Annotated in this window: 12 protein-coding genes and 2 pseudogenes; 2 read left to right on the top strand and 12 right to left on the bottom strand. The window is 57.8% G+C overall.

Going from position 1 to position 16,703, the window contains the following annotated elements; translation table 11 throughout:
• Nucleotides 1–14: 14 nt before the first annotated feature.
• The 11 genes from JDW18_RS19060 to argB all read right to left on the bottom strand — a co-directional run bounded on the left by JDW18_RS19060 (nucleotide 15) and on the right by argB (nucleotide 13,543).
• Nucleotides 15–848: an acyl-CoA thioesterase gene (locus JDW18_RS19060; RefSeq protein WP_218241150.1), complete on the bottom strand. Its 834-nt coding sequence runs from the start codon at nucleotides 846–848 to the stop codon at nucleotides 15–17.
• Nucleotides 849–885: 37 nt separating this feature from the next.
• Nucleotides 886–1,824, bottom strand: a complete 939-nt coding sequence (locus JDW18_RS19065; protein ID WP_218241151.1) for an alpha/beta hydrolase family protein — start codon at nucleotides 1,822–1,824, stop codon at nucleotides 886–888.
• A 12-nt stretch (nucleotides 1,825–1,836) separates the two neighbouring features.
• Entirely contained in the window at nucleotides 1,837–3,033 is a 1,197-nt protein-coding gene (locus JDW18_RS19070; RefSeq protein ID WP_218241152.1) for an acetyl-CoA C-acyltransferase, read from the bottom strand.
• Between the two features lie 139 nt (nucleotides 3,034–3,172).
• The gene (locus JDW18_RS19075) at nucleotides 3,173–5,575 is read right to left on the bottom strand and encodes a 3-hydroxyacyl-CoA dehydrogenase/enoyl-CoA hydratase family protein (protein WP_218241153.1); all 2,403 of its coding nucleotides are present in this window, start codon (nucleotides 5,573–5,575) and stop codon (nucleotides 3,173–3,175) included.
• 158 nt (nucleotides 5,576–5,733) lie between these two features.
• Nucleotides 5,734–6,177: a DUF2147 domain-containing protein gene (locus JDW18_RS19080; RefSeq protein ID WP_218241154.1), complete on the bottom strand. Its 444-nt coding sequence runs from the start codon at nucleotides 6,175–6,177 to the stop codon at nucleotides 5,734–5,736.
• A gap of 81 nt (nucleotides 6,178–6,258) precedes the next feature.
• The gene (locus JDW18_RS19085; protein WP_218241155.1) at nucleotides 6,259–8,055 is read right to left on the bottom strand and encodes an acyl-CoA dehydrogenase C-terminal domain-containing protein; all 1,797 of its coding nucleotides are present in this window, start codon (nucleotides 8,053–8,055) and stop codon (nucleotides 6,259–6,261) included.
• A gap of 48 nt (nucleotides 8,056–8,103) precedes the next feature.
• On the bottom strand, nucleotides 8,104–8,790 hold the full coding sequence (locus JDW18_RS19090; RefSeq protein WP_425514815.1) for a TetR/AcrR family transcriptional regulator: 687 nt from the start codon (nucleotides 8,788–8,790) through the stop codon (nucleotides 8,104–8,106).
• Between the two features lie 352 nt (nucleotides 8,791–9,142).
• Complete coding sequence (gene slmA / locus JDW18_RS19095) at nucleotides 9,143–9,838, bottom strand: nucleoid occlusion factor SlmA (RefSeq protein ID WP_218241156.1); 696 nt, start codon at nucleotides 9,836–9,838, stop codon at nucleotides 9,143–9,145.
• A 175-nt stretch (nucleotides 9,839–10,013) separates the two neighbouring features.
• Nucleotides 10,014–11,513, bottom strand: coding sequence for a sensor histidine kinase (locus tag JDW18_RS19100; protein WP_218241157.1), 1,500 nt, complete (start codon nucleotides 11,511–11,513; stop codon nucleotides 10,014–10,016).
• A gap of 239 nt (nucleotides 11,514–11,752) precedes the next feature.
• On the bottom strand, nucleotides 11,753–12,472 hold the full coding sequence (locus JDW18_RS19105; RefSeq protein WP_218241158.1) for a response regulator transcription factor: 720 nt from the start codon (nucleotides 12,470–12,472) through the stop codon (nucleotides 11,753–11,755).
• 171 nt (nucleotides 12,473–12,643) lie between these two features.
• On the bottom strand, nucleotides 12,644–13,543 hold the full coding sequence (argB, locus tag JDW18_RS19110; protein ID WP_425514751.1) for an acetylglutamate kinase: 900 nt from the start codon (nucleotides 13,541–13,543) through the stop codon (nucleotides 12,644–12,646).
• A 143-nt stretch (nucleotides 13,544–13,686) separates the two neighbouring features.
• Between argB and JDW18_RS19115 the strand changes: the two genes are divergently transcribed.
• Nucleotides 13,687–14,802, top strand: coding sequence for an MraY family glycosyltransferase (locus JDW18_RS19115; RefSeq protein WP_218241159.1), 1,116 nt, complete (start codon nucleotides 13,687–13,689; stop codon nucleotides 14,800–14,802).
• Nucleotides 14,803–15,057: 255 nt separating this feature from the next.
• A pseudogene (locus JDW18_RS19120) lies at nucleotides 15,058–15,614 on the top strand (transposase); the annotation flags it as partial.
• On the opposite strand, the pseudogene JDW18_RS19125 reads toward JDW18_RS19120, so the two are convergent.
• Nucleotides 15,609–16,690: pseudogene (locus JDW18_RS19125) on the bottom strand (IS5 family transposase); the annotation flags it as partial. The pseudogenes JDW18_RS19120 and JDW18_RS19125 overlap by 6 nt on opposite strands.
• Nucleotides 16,691–16,703 lie beyond the last annotated feature (13 nt).

Below are 16,703 nucleotides of genomic sequence, written 5' to 3' on the forward strand. Positions count from 1 at the left end.
AGCTGCAATGCAGCTCACTCCTTGTAGTAAACGATTTGATGGCTGGTGGCCAGCATCACACCGGATTCGCTCCACAGCTGCGCGCTCTGGTCAAAGAACCCGTTGCGAAATTCCTGACCACGGGCCTGTGCCAGCAGCAGACCGGTGCCTGCCGCAGCCAGCTCTTCGCGGCCCGCATGAAAGTACACGGTGATGGAAACGGTTCCCGCCGGAACCCGCTTGGCGCGGCGCAGCCAGACACGCGGAAAGAACACATCGGAGACCGCTGCCAACGATGCAAAGTCCAGCGGACGCGGTGGATTGTCGCGCACCCAGAGCAGGCTTTGGCTGTCGCGCTCGGCGCCGTCTTCCTTCATGGGCAGGATGCCATCGACAAAACGCATCTCATAGCGGTTGAGCCACTCCACAGCCCCCACCAACGCTGGCACACGCGGAACATCGGCGGCAGCCCCGGCCTGCGGCATGGGCGTGTCCGTACAGCTCCAGGTTTCGCGGCGCACTGCCGTCACTGCAGTCGCGGTGGTCACCACCTGCATGACACCCGCTTCATCGGCCTGCTTGACTGTCAGCAGCCAATGCTGGGTAGAACGGTTGGTGCGCACCGGGTTGGCATCAATCTCAAATGCACCGGCACCCACAGCTGCTGCGTAGTTGACCGTGATGGAGACCGGGTCCCCCAGACATTGCGGATGCTGCAGCATGGCCTGCACCAGCGCAGCAGCGGTGATGCCACCATAAGGCCCGACCATATTCCAGTAATCCTTGGAGGCTTGCCCCTGGTACTGGCCCGGCACACCTGTCGCCACCAGGGCCACAGCGCGATCAAGAGGATGGTTGTCTATCGTCATAGGTCTCAGTGTTGCGCAAGGCCAGGAATGAAAGCCGTCAAGCAGGTGACTCTTGCGGCCCGAACAAGGGTTTGCCAGGGCTTCTGTCACCCCTACTCCATCGCTGCAGCAAAGGCAAAAGTGGCCGCCACAGTAGCTCACGCATTTCTTCTCGGAAATACCCCATATGGCCTATGCGCCCCGAGGGGACGATGGCCGGGTTCACCTTTTCGAGAATGCTGGGCGCGTTCCTGTACCAGCCCACCAGCGACTGCACGCTGGCCAGCGACATCATTTCGTCATCGTCAAAATACAGCGCATGCAGCGGGTAGTGGGCGGCAGCATAGGCGTCTGCAGCCCACTCGCCTTCCACGCCAATACCGTAGTGCGGGTTCAGACACCAGCGCCGCCACTGCCACAGCACGCCCGCGGGCAGGTCGCCAATGATGCCCAGCTTGCGCCCCGGAAAACCTCCGCACAAGGCTGTGGCCAACGGTGCAATGCCCCACCAGAACAGGCGCACCAGCCGCCGCGTAGGCGCAGCGTTGTCGCGCCAGTAACCGCTGCCGCTGCCTACGGACAGCAGACCGTTGATGGGCAATGCAATGGACGCCAGCCCGGGAAGCTGCGAACCCACGCTGTGCCCGATCCAGATCAAGCTTTGACCGGGAAACTGCTTTTTGATGTGCAGGGCCACCAGTTCACAGTCCTGCGCCCAGTCCAGCAGATCCGCTTTGGCATCGCGCAAAGGGCCTTGCAGCGACAGGCCATGGCCCCGGTAGTCAAACGTGGTCACGCCATAGCCTTGCTCGACCAGCCAGCGCGCAAAGCTCTGGTAGTAGCTTTGCAGCACGCCCATGGCGGGTGCCACCACAATCTGCGCCAATGCAGCGCCAGCACCGGGCTGGCACTGGCGCAAAGCCAGCGTTTTCTGGCTGCTGGAGATGGGCAGTGCCAGCTCCGTCCACTGCACATCGGCTGGTGCGGCAGTCTGCATGGCGATGCCCGCTCAGACGCGCTCGAAAATACCTGCAGCGCCCTGTCCCATACCCACGCACATGGTCACCATGCCGTACTTGAGCTGCTTGCGCTGCAGTGCATGCACCACCGTCGCTGCACGAATGGCCCCCGTCGCCCCCAGCGGGTGACCCAGCGCAATGGCGCCGCCCATGGGGTTCACCTTGCTCTGATCGAGGCCCAGGGTGTTGATGACAGCCAGCGACTGCGCGGCAAAGGCTTCGTTCAGCTCAATCCAGTCCATATCGTCCTGCTTGAGCCCGGCGTAACGCAGCGCGGCAGGAATGGCCTCAATCGGGCCAATGCCCATGATGGCGGGCGGCACGCCCTTGCTGGCGTAGCTGACAAAGCGCGCCAGCGGCGTCAGGCCAAAGCGCTTGACGGCATCACCACTGGCGACGATCAGCGCACCTGCGCCATCGCTGGTCTGCGAGCTGTTACCCGCCGTCACCGTGCCACGCGCCGCAAACACGGTGCGCAGCTTGGCCAAGCCTTCAAGACTGGTATCCGGGCGCGGGCCCTCGTCCAAATCCACCGTGCGGAAATGGGAGACAGTGCCCTCGGTGACAAAGTCATAAGTGCGATCGGTGACCCTGATGGGTGTGATCTCGTTGTCAAACTCACCCGCCTGCTGCGCCGCAATGGCGCGGCGGTGAGATTCGAGGGCAAACGCATCCTGCGCTTCACGCGAAACCTTCCACTGCTGGGCAACCTTCTCAGCGGTCAGGCCCATGCCGTAGGCGATGCCCACATCGCCATCACGCTCGAAGATGCTGGGCGACAGGCTGGGCGAATTGCCCATCATGGGCACCATGCTCATGCTCTCCACACCGGCGGCAATCATCACATCGGCCTCGCCTACGCGAATACGGTCTGCCGCCATGGCAACGGCGCTCAGGCCCGACGCGCAGAAACGATTGACCGTGATGCCGCCAATGCTGGTGGGCAGCCCTGCCAGCACCGCACCAATGCGCGCCACATTCAAACCTTGCTGACCTTCGGGAATCGCGCAACCGCAGACGATGTCTTCAATCGCTGCGGGGTCCAGACTCGGCGTCTGTGCCAGCACAGCTTTCAGCGTTTCAGCCAGCAGATCATCAGGACGATAGTTGCGAAAAACACCCTTGTGAGAGCGACCGATAGGCGTGCGCGTAGCAGCAACGATATAGGCGTCTTGTACTTGTTTCATGGAGGTTACTCCTGGATCTCAGTTATTCGTAGCCATAACTCAGGCATGTCCCAAGCTTGGGACTGCAAGCAAGGGCCGTCCCGCAGCGAAGCTGTCGTCCCCCTTGGGGGAAGGCGCGAAGCGACACAGGGGGGTCATATCAGTTACGTACCGGCTTGCCGGTGTTGAGCATTCCGAGAATGCGCTCGTGCGTTTTGGGGTGAGCAATCAGATGGCAGAAGGCCTTGCGCTCCAGGCTCATCAGATAGGCCTCATCCACCAGCGTTCCTGCATCCACATCACCACCGCAAACCACATTGGCAATCAGCCCTGCAATCTGCTGATCGAACTCGCTGATAAAGCCTCCGTCGCGCATATTGACCAGCGAGCCCTTGATGGTGGCCTGCCCACTGCGCCCCGCCACGGGGAACTTGCGCTTGAGCGGCGCACGCCAGCCGCTGGCAGCCATGGACTTGGCTTCGTTGATGGCGACGAACAGCACTTCATCCTTGTGGGCAACGACGATATCGCTGTCCAGCAGATAGCCCAACTTGCGCGACTCCAGCGCGCTGGTGCCTACCTTGGCCATGGCGGCGGCGGTGAAGCCTTCAGTCAGGAAGGGCAGCAAATCCTTGCCTGTGCTGGTGGCGGCATTTTCTGCCGCACGGCGAGCGATATAAGTCAGGCCACCGGCACCGGGCACCAGGCCCACACCCACTTCGACCAGACCGATATAGCTTTCCATATGGGCCACGCGACGGGCGGAATACACCGCCATTTCGCAACCACCACCCAGCGCCAGCCCGTGAATGGCAGACACCACGGGCACCTGTGCATAACGCAGGCGCAGCATCAGGTTCTGCAGTTCCTGCTCAATGCTTTCGATAGCATCTGCCCCGCCAATGACAAAGGCGGGCATGGTGGCTTCCAGATCAGCGCCCACGCTGAAAGGCGAGTCGCCGGACCAGATGACCATGCCATCAAAGTCGCTCTCTGCGGTATCCACAGCCTCCATCAGTCCTTCCATGACTTCGGGGCTGATGGCATGCATCTTGTTCTTGATGCTGGCGATCAAGACCTTTCCGTCCAGCGTCCAGGTGCGCAGCGCTTTGGTTTCAGCAATCGTCTCTCCAGCGCTTTGCCAGTCGGGCAGATTGGTTTCACCCAGCAGCTTTTCGGGGAAGATCTGACGCTCATACACGGGCAGCACACGGCGCGGCACAAATTTGCTCTGCGATGCGCTCCACGAACCATTGGCCGTGTGCACGCCACCGGCTTCGGCCACAGGGCCTTCAAAGACCCACTTTGGCAGCGGCGCTTTGCACAGCGCTTTGCCTGCGTCAATATCTTCCTGCACCATCTTGGCCACTTCCAACCAGCCTGCGTCCTGCCACAGCTCGAACGGGCCTTGCTGCATGCCGTAGCCCCAGCGCATGGCTTGGTCCAGATCGCGGGCGCAATCGGCAATATGTTCGAGGTGTACGGCGGCGTAGTGGAAGCTGTCGCGCAGAATGGCCCAGAGGAACTGGCCCTCCTTGCCCTCGGCATTGCGCAGCAGCTTCAGGCGTTCGGCGGCGGGCTTTTTGAGCATGCGGCCATAAACCTCATCGGCCTTGCCGCCTGCGGGAATGTAGTCTTCGCTGTCCAGCTCGAACTGCATGGTGTCGCGGCCCACGCGCTTGTAAAAGCCCTGCTTGGTCTTCTGGCCCAGAAAGCCCAGATCCAGCAGCTTTTGCAGCACCTTGGGCGTGCCAAAGTTGCCATAGAACGGATCGCTCTGCTCGTTCAGGTTCTCCTGCATGGTCTTGATGACATGGGCCATGGTGTCCAGGCCCACCACATCAGCGGTGCGGAACGTGCCGCTGGACGCACGGCCCAGCTTCTTGCCAGTCAAATCATCGACCACGTCAAAGCTCAGGCCAAAGTTTTCAGCCTGCTTCATGGTGGAGAGCATGCCGGCAATGCCGATGCGGTTGGCGATGAAGTTGGGCGTGTCGTGCGCGCGCACCACGCCCTTGCCCAACGTCGTGGTCACAAAGGCTTCGAGCTGGTCCAGCACTTCAGGCTTGGTGGTGGGTGTGTTAATCAGCTCCACCAGCTGCATATAGCGCGGCGGGTTGAAGAAATGGATACCGCAGAAACGGGGCTTGATCGCATCCGGCAAAGCCTCACTGAGTTTCGTGATGGACAGGCCCGAGGTGTTGGATGCCACCAGCGCGGTCTTGGCCACGAAGGGTGCGATCTTGTGATACAGGTCCAGCTTCCAGTCCATGCGCTCGGCAATGGCCTCGATGACCAGATCGCAGCCCTTGAGCAACTTCATATGCTCTTCGTAGTTGGCGGGCTGAATCAGCTCCACATCGTCGGCCACACCAATGGGCGAAGGCTTGAGCTTCTTGAGATTGGCAATCGCTTTTTCGGCGATGGCGCTCTTGCTGCCCTCTTTGGCGGGTAGATCAAACAAGATGACCGGCACCTTGACGTTGACCAGATGGGCCGCAATCTGCGCGCCCATCACACCCGCGCCCAGCACGGCGACTTTTTTCACATTGAATCGGGACATGGTTGCATTCATTTCAGTTATTCATATTGCTAACTGGCGCGCTCCAGCTCAGGGACACCGCGCAAGGGCCGCCCCGCCGCGCTGGTGTCGTCCCCCTCCCGCGAAGCGAGAGAGGGGGAAGGCGCGGAGCCGCCCAGGCGCAGCGACTCAGGGGGTGTTCAATTCACCCGAATCCAGGTCTGCGTACGCCAGAAGGGGCCTATGGAGCCGCGCACTTCCAGCTTCTTGCCATCGTCAACGGGAGTCAGGCGCACGGTGTAGGTCTTGCCGTTTTCGGGGTCGAGAATCTTGCCGCCCTCCCAGACGTCCTTGCCCTCGACCTTTTTGACGCCACTGATCAGCGTCATGCCCACCATGGGTTTGTCTTTCAGCTCGTCCTTGCACTCAACGCACAGCTGGTTCGGATCTGCCCCTTTGCGCAGCAAGGCCTGCACCTTGCCGGTGACCACACCACCGGTTTCAGTGATGTTGACCTCGGCCTTGGGTGTACCTTCTTTTTCGTCAATGCTGCGCCACACGCCTACTGGCGTCATCTGCGCCCAGGCAGCCGACATGCCCCCCACTACTAAAACCAGAGCTGCTACCGCTTGAATCTTCTTCATATCCGGGTCCTTTTCATTTGAACTTCAGGATGAATCAGCGCATGCAGCTTCTGTTTCAGTAGCAGCATGCGTTCGGTGACTTCAGGCCAGAGCGGCGTCTGTGTCCATCAGCGATTTGCTGCCAGCGCGGGCCGTGCGCATCAGCAAAGTGGTTTCAGGGAAGAGCTTGGCGAAGTAAAAACGCGCCGTCTGCAGCTTGCCCAGGTAGAAGGGGTCGGTATTGCCATTGCCAATTTCACGCAACGCGACTTGCGCCATGCGGGCAAACAGATATCCAAACACCAGGTGACCCGCCACGCGCAGATAGTCCACCGAGGCCGAACCCACTTCATCGGGGTTTTGCATGCCCTTGAAGCCGATTTCCGTGGTGAACTTGGTCATCTGGTCGCCCAGCATGGCGATGGGCGTGATGAACTCGCTCATCTTTTCATTGACGCCCTCTTCCTCCACAAGCTTGCCAATCAGCTTGCCAAACTTCTTGAGCGTCGCGCCTTGGTTGCCCAGAATCTTGCGGCCCAGCAGGTCCAGTGCCTGCACGCCGTTCGTGCCTTCGTAGATCATGTTGATGCGGTTGTCGCGCACAAACTGCTCCATGCCCCACTCGGTGATAAAGCCGTGGCCGCCATAAACCTGCTGACACATGGTGGTGGCAATCCAGCCGTTGTCGGTGGTGAAGGCCTTGACGATGGGCGTCAGCAGCGCAACCAGATCAGCGCTGTCCTTGCGCACCTTTTCATCGGGGTGGTTGAGTTCGGTGTCGATCAGCAAGGCACTGAAGGTGGACAGCGCGCGGCCGCCTTCGGCGTAGGCCTTGGCCGTCATCAGCATGCGGCGCACATCGGGGTGAACGATGATGGGGTCGGCAGGCCTGTCCTTGGCCTTGACGCCAGACAGCGAACGCATCTGCAGGCGATCCTTTGCATAGGCCAGCGCGTTCTGGAAGGCGACTTCGGTCAGGCCCAGCGACTGATTGCCCACCCCCAGACGGGCAGCGTTCATCATTACGAACATGGCTTGCAGACCCTTGTTGGGCTCGCCCACCAGCGTGCCAATGGCACCGTCGATATTGATTTGCGCAGTGGCATTGCCATGGATGCCCATCTTGTGCTCCAGCGCGCCGCAGAAGATGGGGTTGCGCTCGCCCAGCGAGCCATCGGCCTTCACATGGAACTTGGGCACCACGAACAGGCTGATGCCCTTGGAGCCGACAGGCGCATCAGGAAGGCGAGCCAGCACCAGGTGCACGATATTTTCGGTGAGGTTGTGCTCACCGGCCGAGATAAAAATCTTGTTGCCCGTGATCTTGTAAGTGCCGTCAGCCAGGGGCTCGGCCTTGCTGCGCAGCAGGCCCAGGTCAGTGCCGCAATGGGGCTCAGTCAGGCACATGGTGCCAGTCCACTCGCCGCTGGTCAGCTTGCCCAGATAGGTCTTCTTCTGCTCGGGCGTGCCATAGGCATGCAGGGCTTCATACGCACCGTGAGACAGGCCGGGGTACATGGTCCAGGCCTGGTTGGCGCTGTTGAGCATTTCGTACAGCGCCGAGTTCAGCACGATGGGCAGGCCCTGGCCGCCATATTCTGGGTCGCAAGACAGTGCGGGCCAGCCGCCTTCCACAAACTGCGCATAGGCATCCTTGAAGCCCTTGGGTGTGGCGACCTCGTGCGTGCTCTTGTCCAGCGTGCAACCCTCTGCGTCGCCGCTGATGTTCAGCGGAAAAGTCACATTGGCCGCGAACTTGCCCGCCTCTTCCAGCACTGCGTTGATGGTGTCCACATCCACTTCAGCATGCTTGGGCATCTGCTGAAAGGACTCGGTGACCTTGAAGACCTCGTGCATGAGGAATTGCATGTCACGCAGTGGCGGGTTGTAACTGGGCATTTGTCTTCTCCTGAGCTTTGGTGGTGTGGATGAATGCGCTAGCCGCTTTTAGGCGTCCAGCGGCTTGGTGGCGTAGCAGGCCAAAATATTGTTGAAGCCATTTTTGGCGCGCTGCATGGAGCCTTCGCTGCGCAAAAAGCGGGCCTCGTAGTGCAGGGCCAGAATCAAGCCGTGAATCTCGAACAGCAACTGGTTTTCATCCACGTCCGCGCGCAGATCACCGCACTCGCGGCTTTGCACAATCGTGCGGCGCATGGCGGCGTGCCAGGTGCTGACAGATTCGACCAGCGCATCGCGCACGGGGCCGGTGCGGTCATCAAACTCGACAGCGCCGCTGATGTAGATGCAGCCCGAATCAATTTCCAGAGAGCTGCGCTGCATCCAGTTATCGAACAGCGCACGCAGACGAGGAATGCCGCGCGGCGCCTCAATGGCGGGGTAGAACACTTCTTGCTCAAAGCGGTCGTGGTATTCATGCACCACAGAAATCTGCAGTTCCTCACGCGAGCCAAAGTGGGCAAAAACGCCCGATTTGCTCATGCCCGTCAGCTCGGCAATCGCGCCGATGGACAGGCCCTCCAGGCCAATATGCGTTGCCAAGCCGAGGGCCGCCTCCACAATCGTAGCCTTGGTCTGCTGACCTTTGGCAAGAGTGCGAGGAGCGGGTGCTGCAGAATGCGCCTTGGTGCTTTCGAGGCCTTGTGCAGAAGCAGCGTCTTTGACAGACTTATCCACAGCTGCAAGCGCTGCGACCTGTTTCACCGTAGATTTGGCCCCGTGCGCATTCCCCTTGGCACGTGCAGTGCGCACAGGGGTACGACCAACGCCCGCCTTAGGAGCGGAGCGAGAGGTCGAAGAACGGGTAACGGGAGACGAAGCCATGCAAAATCCAATAAAAACGAACGTTCGTTCTATTTTGCACAACTTCACCCCAGACACCGACGACTCCAAGGGTAAACACCTAGCAATTTAAAGCCAGGCTTTCCCTGATACCCACGCACCGAATCACGCGCATCACCATAAAAAAACGCCGCCAGTCAGAGACTGCGGCGTTTTTTTCTGGGGTACTGGTACTAGGCGGGTGCGATCAGACCACCACCATCATGGCCAGGCTGGCGTCCAGATGTTCGGTTGGCGAGCGACGGAAGCCCGAGCGCGCATAGCGCTGCAGACGACCCAGCGCAAACGAGGTGAGCACACTGGCCGCTACAGAGGCTTCCGCCGTAGGGGCCGCAGAACCCATGGCGCCTGCTGCAGGGCGCAGGCACTGGCGCAGCGTGGATTCGATGCGGTCAAAGAACTGGTTCATGCGGGCTTGCAGGCGCTCGTGCTCGAAAACGATGGCATCACCCACCATCACGCGCACCATGCCGGGGTTCTTCTCGCCAAACTGCAGCAGCAGGGCAATCACGCGGTTGGCGTTGCGCACGCCTTCAATGGGATCATGCGGTGCATCAGACACATCACGACCCACAATCTGCTGCACCAGCGAGAAGACCGACTGTTCGATGAACTCGATCAGGCCTTCGAACATCTGCGCCTTGCTGGCGAAATGACGGTACAGCGCAGCCTCACTCACACTCAGGTGTGCAGCCAGCGCGGCTGTTGTGATTCGATCAGCACCGGGCTTTTCCAGCATGGTGGCCAGAGCCTGCAGGATTTGCTCTCGACGCTCGCCAGGCTTTGGGCGCTTGCGTGCGGGTGCCATTGGGGGAGAGACAGTGGTGCCCTCCGCTGGATTTTCAGTGTTCGAAACAGGCGACAGGACTTCAGACTCAGACATAGGCGACTCAGTATTTGTAGCAATTTTCTCACAGCCACTTGCACTGTTAAGCACAGGACTGCCCTCTGTCGGCAGGTTGTCAGGTACGCCAAGCATGTCTCACGACATCTGGATATGTCTCCGCCCCCCGATTTACAACCTCCGCTCTCACCAACTCCTAAGGGTAACCGAGAAATCAGGGTTTCCGACCCTCAGATATATCAAGACTGCCTTCTGAAACTGCTTGGACTGGTAATTCAAGGCGAACCAGTAAACCCTTGCCATGGCTTCCATCCACAAAACTGAGTATTCCCTGATGCAATTGGGTAATCTCATCTGCAATTGCCAAACCCAGCCCAGTGCCCTCTTCCACAACCCCTTGGGCACGATAAAAGCGCTGGGTAATCTGGCTGCGCTCTTCTTCAGGAACGCCAGGGCCATCGTCATCCACTTCAATAAATGCCCATTGGGTTACCCCCGGCAAATTCAGCAAACTGATGTCATCCGTACCCAAAGGCTTGGTCCTCAAACCGCAGCCTAGCGTCACGCTGCCGCCCCTGGGTGTGTATTTGATGGCGTTTTCCACCAGATTGGAGACCAGTTCACGCAGCAGCCAGCTATGCCCCCAGACCGAGGCGCGCTGCACTTCCAGACCAAAATCCAGCTCCTTGCTGGATGCCCGGTCGATAAAAGTCTCCAGCATGCTTTCGCACAGCTCTTTGAGGTCAACCTCCTGCAACGGCTGCACCTCGGCGTTGCGGGCATCTGCGCGTGACAGGGCCAGCAGCTGACGCGCCAGTTGCGAGGTGCGGCGCGTGGCGTCACGCAACTGCTCAATCTGCGCCACGCTCAGCACCACCTGCGCCTGCCCACCGTTGCGCTTGGCAATGCGCTGCGCCTCCTGCCCGCTCAGCGCCCAGGCTTCAACCTGCGTCTGTAAAGCTGCCAGCGGTGTGCGCAGTTGGTGGGCGGCATCCGCCACAAAGCGCCGCTGCCCTTCGGCCTGCGCATTGACCAGAGAAAAAAGGCGGTTGAGGGACCTGACCAATGGGCGCACTTCGGCAGGGGAGGTCTCCTCGTTGATAGGACTGAGATCGCGTGGTGAGCGGCGCTCTACCGCCTTGGTCAGCTTGTGCAGCGGCTTGAAGGCCCGGCTGACAGACCAGTAAATCGCCACCGCAGCCCCTGCAATCAGCAGCAGATTGGGCAGCAGCACATGCATCAGCAACTGGCGCACCCATTGCTGGCGCACATCGGAGCTGTCGGCCAGCATGACGACCATCTCACCCGCGCCATAGGTTTCAGCCTTGAGCACACCTACGCGGTAAGTCACACCATCGTGTTCCTGGCTGTGGAATTCGGCCGTGCCGGTTGCCGGCACATCAAAGCGAATCCAGGTATCACCCGCCACCACATTGCCGCGCATATCGCCAACGGCGTAGCCCACTTCATCGCCTTGGCTGCGTAAAAAATCCTCAATAGCAGGCGTCAATGACACCAGCGGCGGCGTGTCATCGGCAATCGAGGGGGCCAGCACCGAATCTGCCAGCGCAGGCAGCAAGCGCAGCAGGCGCTGGTCATGCTGGGTCGATGCCTCATCCGCCGCGCTGTAGCTGAACCAGCCGCCCATGGCCGCCAGCAGCATCAGCGGCACCAGTAATAAAACCAGCAGGCGAAGGCGCAGATTGGCGGTCATTCAACAGGTGCTTCAGAAAAACGAAAAGAGATTGCTATTAATAGCAGAGCTGTTAGCGCCTGATAATCAAAGAGATCAATACAAAATGCATGGAAAACTTCCATTTATCAAGCGCAGGCTGCTACTGAAACTGTGATTTAGTGCCTGTAAAAACTACCCAGAAGATCACAGATTTGCGCTTGCAACAGGGCCAGGTAACACCGCAGTAAGAGTAGTTTTGACGATACTCATGAAGCGTATCAGGCGGATTCCGGCATCAGCTCAAGACGATATCCAAAGCCGCGAATAGAGCGCAGTGCCACACCATGCGGCTCCAGCTTGCTGCGCAGGCGCGAGACATAAACCTCTACCGCATTCGGCGTAATTTCCCGGTCCCAACCCGTCAGCGCCTGCAAAAGCTTCTCTTTGCTCGCGGGCTTGGGGGCGTTGAGCAGCAGATACTCCAACACCGTCCATTCGCGCGGCCCCAGGTCAATCGCCAGCAATTTGCCTTCGACCTCGCCTTCCTGCGGCAGCTGACGTGCACCCGCACGGCGGCCTGCCGTATCCAGCTCAATGCAGCCAAAGTTCAGCACTGCTGAGGTTGCGGCCTGAGAGCGGCGCATTAGCGCACGCAGACGCGCCAGCAACTCGGGCAGCTCAAAGGGCTTGACCATATAGTCGTCAGCCCCCCAGTCCAACCCCTGCACACGGTCCTGCAAGGCATCGCGTGCCGTCAAAATCAGCACCGGCATGGCCTTGCTCTCCACATCGCTGCTGCGCAGGCGGCGGGTCAATTCAAGCCCATTGATGCCTGGCAGACCAATATCGATCACCGCCACATCAAATGCTTCCTGGGCCAGCACTTCCAGTGCACGCTCGGCACTGCCCACCCAGTCCACCGCATAGCCCGCATCGGACAGACCCAGCTTGATACCGCTGGCCACCATCACATCATCTTCCACCAGAAGCAAACGCATAAAGTCCTACCTCGCTCAAAAACAAAAGCCGCCCAAAAGGCGGCTTGCGGCGGAGTCCTGAGCGCGGTTCCGCCCGAAAAGCCCTGCAGCGATGTTAACGCCTTATGCAAAAGGCTACCCGACAAGAGTAACCACCTGTCAGGGCCTGACAGACTTAACCGAGCAGCAAGATCAATGGCTGCGAATCATCGTGCCATAGGCCTGATCAGTCAGAATTTCCAGCAGCATGGAATGCGGCACGCGGCCATCAATGATGTGCACGGCATTCACGCCCGCCTTGGCGGCATCCAGAGCACCTGCAATCTTGGGCAACATGCCACCAGAAATCGTGCCATCGGCAAACAAACCATCGATTTCACGCGCGGTCAGGTCCGTCAAAAGCTGACCAGCCTTGTCCAGAACACCGGGAGTGTTGGTTAAAAGCACCAGTTTTTCAGCTTGCAACACAGTAGCCAGCTTGCTCGCCACCACATCGGCGTTGATGTTGTAGCTCTCGTTTTCCTCACCAAAACCGATGGGGCTGATCACGGGAATAAAGGCATCATCCTGCAGCGCCTTCACCACACTGGGATCGATGGCCACAATGTCGCCCACCTGACCCACATCATGCTCGATGCTCGGATCCTTGTTGTCCACCATCTTGAGCTTCTTGGCACGAATCAGACCGCCATCACGCCCCGTCAGACCCACGGCCTTGCCGCCAGCCTGGTGAATCAGGCCGACAATGTCCTGCTGCACCTCACCAGCAAGCACCCACTCCACCACTTCCATGGTCTCTTCATCCGTGACACGCATGCCCTGAATGAACTCGCCCTTCTTACCCAATCGCCCCAGTGCAGCTTCAATCTGCGGCCCACCACCATGCACCACGACAGGATTGATGCCCACCAGCTTGAGCAGCACCACATCTTCCGCAAAGTCGGCCTGCAGTGCAGGGTCCGTCATGGCGTTACCGCCATACTTGATCACCATGGTCTTGCCATGGAACTTGCGGATGTAAGGCAGCGCCTGAGCCAGGATTTCGGCTTTGTCGCGGGGGGCGATGTGGGTGATGGGGTCAATGGCTGTCATAGTGCAAAGCTCTGTCTCATGGGACAATGTTCAATGTAGATGCTTTATTGTGCCGCAATCAGGCCAATTCAACTATGTTGAACTAGGTTACCGGCAGTCTATATTTGTTCAACGCTTTACCTACTTCGCAAATTAAGAATTCCATGAGCGTAAGCACATTTTCATTATTTGAGTTAATCAGATATGATGCAATAGTTGCAGCTATTGCATCTTTTTTGACCTGCATTCTTCTTTTATCCACAAAAAAATGGCATGGCAGCCTGTCTATGGACACTACCAATGGGCTACAGAAGTTTCACACAACACCTACGCCCCGCATTGGCGGTATAGCAATAGCAATAGGTGTTTTGGCAGGATATGCAGCTTCAAGCCATGGTGTCGCCGCTACAGAGAAACGAGCTATTCTCAGTGCCATTCTTTTAGCCGGTATTCCTGCTTTTGTATTTGGTTTATTGGAGGATGTTACCAAGAAAGTCTCAGTTAAAACTCGTCTACTCGCCACCATGGCATCAGGTGTTCTAGGATGGGGTATTACTGGAACATCTGTCACTCATGCTGATATTTGGGGTCTAGACTGGCTGCTAGGCTTTACGTTTATTTCTATTTTATTTACTGCATTTGTTGTCAGTGGCGCTGCTAATTCAATCAATATTATTGATGGCTTCAATGGATTAACAGCCGGAACTTCAATAATAATACTTTTAACCTTTGGATTCATTGCTCGTCAAGTAGGAGATATTCCATTAGCTTTCACATGCATTATTATCCTAGGAGCCGTCTTCGGATTTTTTATTGTCAACTGGCCTAGTGGAAAAATATTTTTGGGAGATGGGGGCGCATATTTTCTCGGATTTACTTTAGCTTGGATTGCAGTTTTACTTCCTGAAAGAAACTCACAAATTTCCCCATGGACTAGCCTCCTTATTTTTTCCTATCCAATCATTGAGGTAGGATTCAGTATTGTGCGAAAATCTCTTCGAGAAGGTTATCATCCCAGCCAACCTGATGGTGTTCACCTTCATATGCTGGCCAATAAGCGCTGGGCTAGAAAAATTTTCTCCAATTTCTCGAAGCCTATTCAAAATGGATTAACTTCTCCATTTTTATGGATTTACACATCAATACCCTGCATTATGGCAATTTTTACTTATCAAAATAAATGGATGGCAATATTGAGTTTTTGCATAAGCATATTATGCTATTTGGCATTTTATAATAAATTAGCTCATTTCAGTTGGCTTCCTAGTCGTCGCAACTAGGGATGGCCTACATAAAGCAAATCCGAGCATGAGAGCACTTGGAATGGTTGCATAAAGGAAGCTCTGCATAAATCCTCAACGCATGTGCTTGCACATGCGTGGCGGGTGCGCCAGCATCCCGACCCATGCAACAAACTGATCTCGGCCTGAACCTCTCCACCAAGAAAAATCGCAAACGCGAATTCCTTGAGCAGGTAATCCCCCCGAAAATCCAGCACACTGAGAAGTAGAGACTCTCACAGGAGAATCTCTACCATGAAGAAATCACGTTTCACCGACAGCCAGATCATTGATGCGCCCAAGCGAGCAGAAGCTGGCCTGACGGTCCCAGAGCTGTGCCGGGAACTGGACATCAGCTCGGCGACGTTCTACAAGTGGCGGGCCAAATTCGGCGGCATGGATGCATCGCTCATGGCTCGCATGAAAGAGCTGGAGCAAGAGAACCAGCGGCTTCGCAAGATGTATGTCGAAGAAAAACTCAAGGCCGAGATCATCTCGGAGGCTCTCGCAAAAAAGTGGTGAAGCCATCTCGCCGACGCGAGATGGCTCATCGAGCGGTGCAACAACACGGCGCGTCGATCAAAGCTGCCTGCCAGGCGTTTCAGATCAGCCAAGCCTGCTATCGCTATGTGGCTCGCCGCAGCATTGAGGACGATGAGGTCGCACAGTGGTTGCTGCGCCTGACGGACAACAACCGTAATTGGGGCTTTGGCCTTTGCTTCCTTTACCTGCGCAATGTGCGAGGCTTCCGATGGAATCACAAGCGTGTTTACCACATCTACCGGGAGTTGGAATTAAACCTGCGTATCAAGTTGAGCATGCAATATGTGGCCGTCATACGGGTTGCCTGTAAAGCTGCGAGCACCGACCACCAAGCCTTGGCGGTGTGTGACGGCAATGCTCACCTTCACGCCAAACTCATAGGGCTTGCGGGCCTTGCCCTTGCCCTTGCATTCGACTTCGGGTGCGTGCAGGGCGTAGAGTTTGTGTTTGTCTTTAGGGCGCTGGCCATGCACACGCTAGGCACGTTGCACCACTGTGTGCAGGCGTTTGAGGGCTTTGTTCCATGCGGCAGTGGGCACTGTGATTGGTAAGCGATTGATTCCGCTCCCAGTTGTTGCAGCAGTGCATCAAGCCTGCGCTGGCTCTCACGCAGCAACACTCCAAGAATGGTGCGCTGGCGTTTGACGATACGCCGCAGCCTCCTGAATTGCCTGGCATGGGCATAGCCGCCCGCCTTGTGCCGCAAGGCTGCGCACTCTTTGGCATAGGACTGCTTGAAGATGATGCCCACAGCCTTGGCCGCTGCCACCAGTTGGCTGCGGGCCACCTCCAGCAAGCGGCTGTCCACCGGGTGAGCGATGGCCTTCTCCTGTACGGTAGTGTCCACGATCACACACTTGAACCCTTCAGGCTTGACCGCCTTCATCTGCACAGCCGCATCGATGCTGGCCTTGAGCAGCTCCTCTACACCGGCGTCACCGATGGCAGTGCGAAAGCGTCCGATTTGCGTGGCATCGCACAGCAGGCGTGGGCAGTAGTAGTCTTGGCCACTGAAGTATTGCCAGACCACGTTCTCGCTCCAGCGTTCGACGAGCTCTTCATCACTCAAGTTGAAGGCGTGTTTGAGATACAGGAGCGCCGCCATCAGGCGGATGGGCAAACGCGGGAGACCCGCTGCACTGATGCCCGAGCCAGCCAGTTGAAGGCTGGGGCCAAATAGATCGAAGCCTTCAATTGCTTTGCCAGCCCTGCTTGAGCGAGCGAAATGTGGAGCCAGTGCTGCTTCGATTTGTGCCCAAGGCATGCGCTGCGCCAGAACGACCAGAGGATGCGAAAGATCGATCATCTGATTGAGGCGAACACGGAAAAAGTCGTCAGTGGCCATGGGTGTGCGAATT

Origin of the sequence: Comamonas fluminis (assembly GCF_019186805.1) — a bacterium.
GTDB lineage: Bacteria > Pseudomonadota > Gammaproteobacteria > Burkholderiales > Burkholderiaceae_C > Comamonas > Comamonas fluminis.

What these genes read in the sequence shown, in the direction of transcription:
- JDW18_RS19060 (WP_218241150.1), bottom strand. Translation starts at nt 848, where the DNA reads ATGACGATAGACAACCATCCTCTTGATCGCGCTGTGGCCCTGGTGGCG.
- JDW18_RS19065 (WP_218241151.1), bottom strand. Translation starts at nt 1,824, where the DNA reads ATGCAGACTGCCGCACCAGCCGATGTGCAGTGGACGGAGCTGGCACTG.
- JDW18_RS19070 (WP_218241152.1), bottom strand. Translation starts at nt 3,033, where the DNA reads ATGAAACAAGTACAAGACGCCTATATCGTTGCTGCTACGCGCACGCCT.
- JDW18_RS19075 (WP_218241153.1), bottom strand. Translation starts at nt 5,575, where the DNA reads ATGTCCCGATTCAATGTGAAAAAAGTCGCCGTGCTGGGCGCGGGTGTG.
- JDW18_RS19080 (WP_218241154.1), bottom strand. Translation starts at nt 6,177, where the DNA reads ATGAAGAAGATTCAAGCGGTAGCAGCTCTGGTTTTAGTAGTGGGGGGC.
- JDW18_RS19085 (WP_218241155.1), bottom strand. Translation starts at nt 8,055, where the DNA reads ATGCCCAGTTACAACCCGCCACTGCGTGACATGCAATTCCTCATGCAC.
- slmA (WP_218241156.1), bottom strand. Translation starts at nt 9,838, where the DNA reads ATGTCTGAGTCTGAAGTCCTGTCGCCTGTTTCGAACACTGAAAATCCA.
- JDW18_RS19100 (WP_218241157.1), bottom strand. Translation starts at nt 11,513, where the DNA reads ATGACCGCCAATCTGCGCCTTCGCCTGCTGGTTTTATTACTGGTGCCG.
- JDW18_RS19105 (WP_218241158.1), bottom strand. Translation starts at nt 12,472, where the DNA reads ATGCGTTTGCTTCTGGTGGAAGATGATGTGATGGTGGCCAGCGGTATC.
- argB (WP_425514751.1), bottom strand. Translation starts at nt 13,543, where the DNA reads ATGACAGCCATTGACCCCATCACCCACATCGCCCCCCGCGACAAAGCC.
- JDW18_RS19115 (WP_218241159.1), top strand. Translation starts at nt 13,687, where the DNA reads ATGAGCGTAAGCACATTTTCATTATTTGAGTTAATCAGATATGATGCA.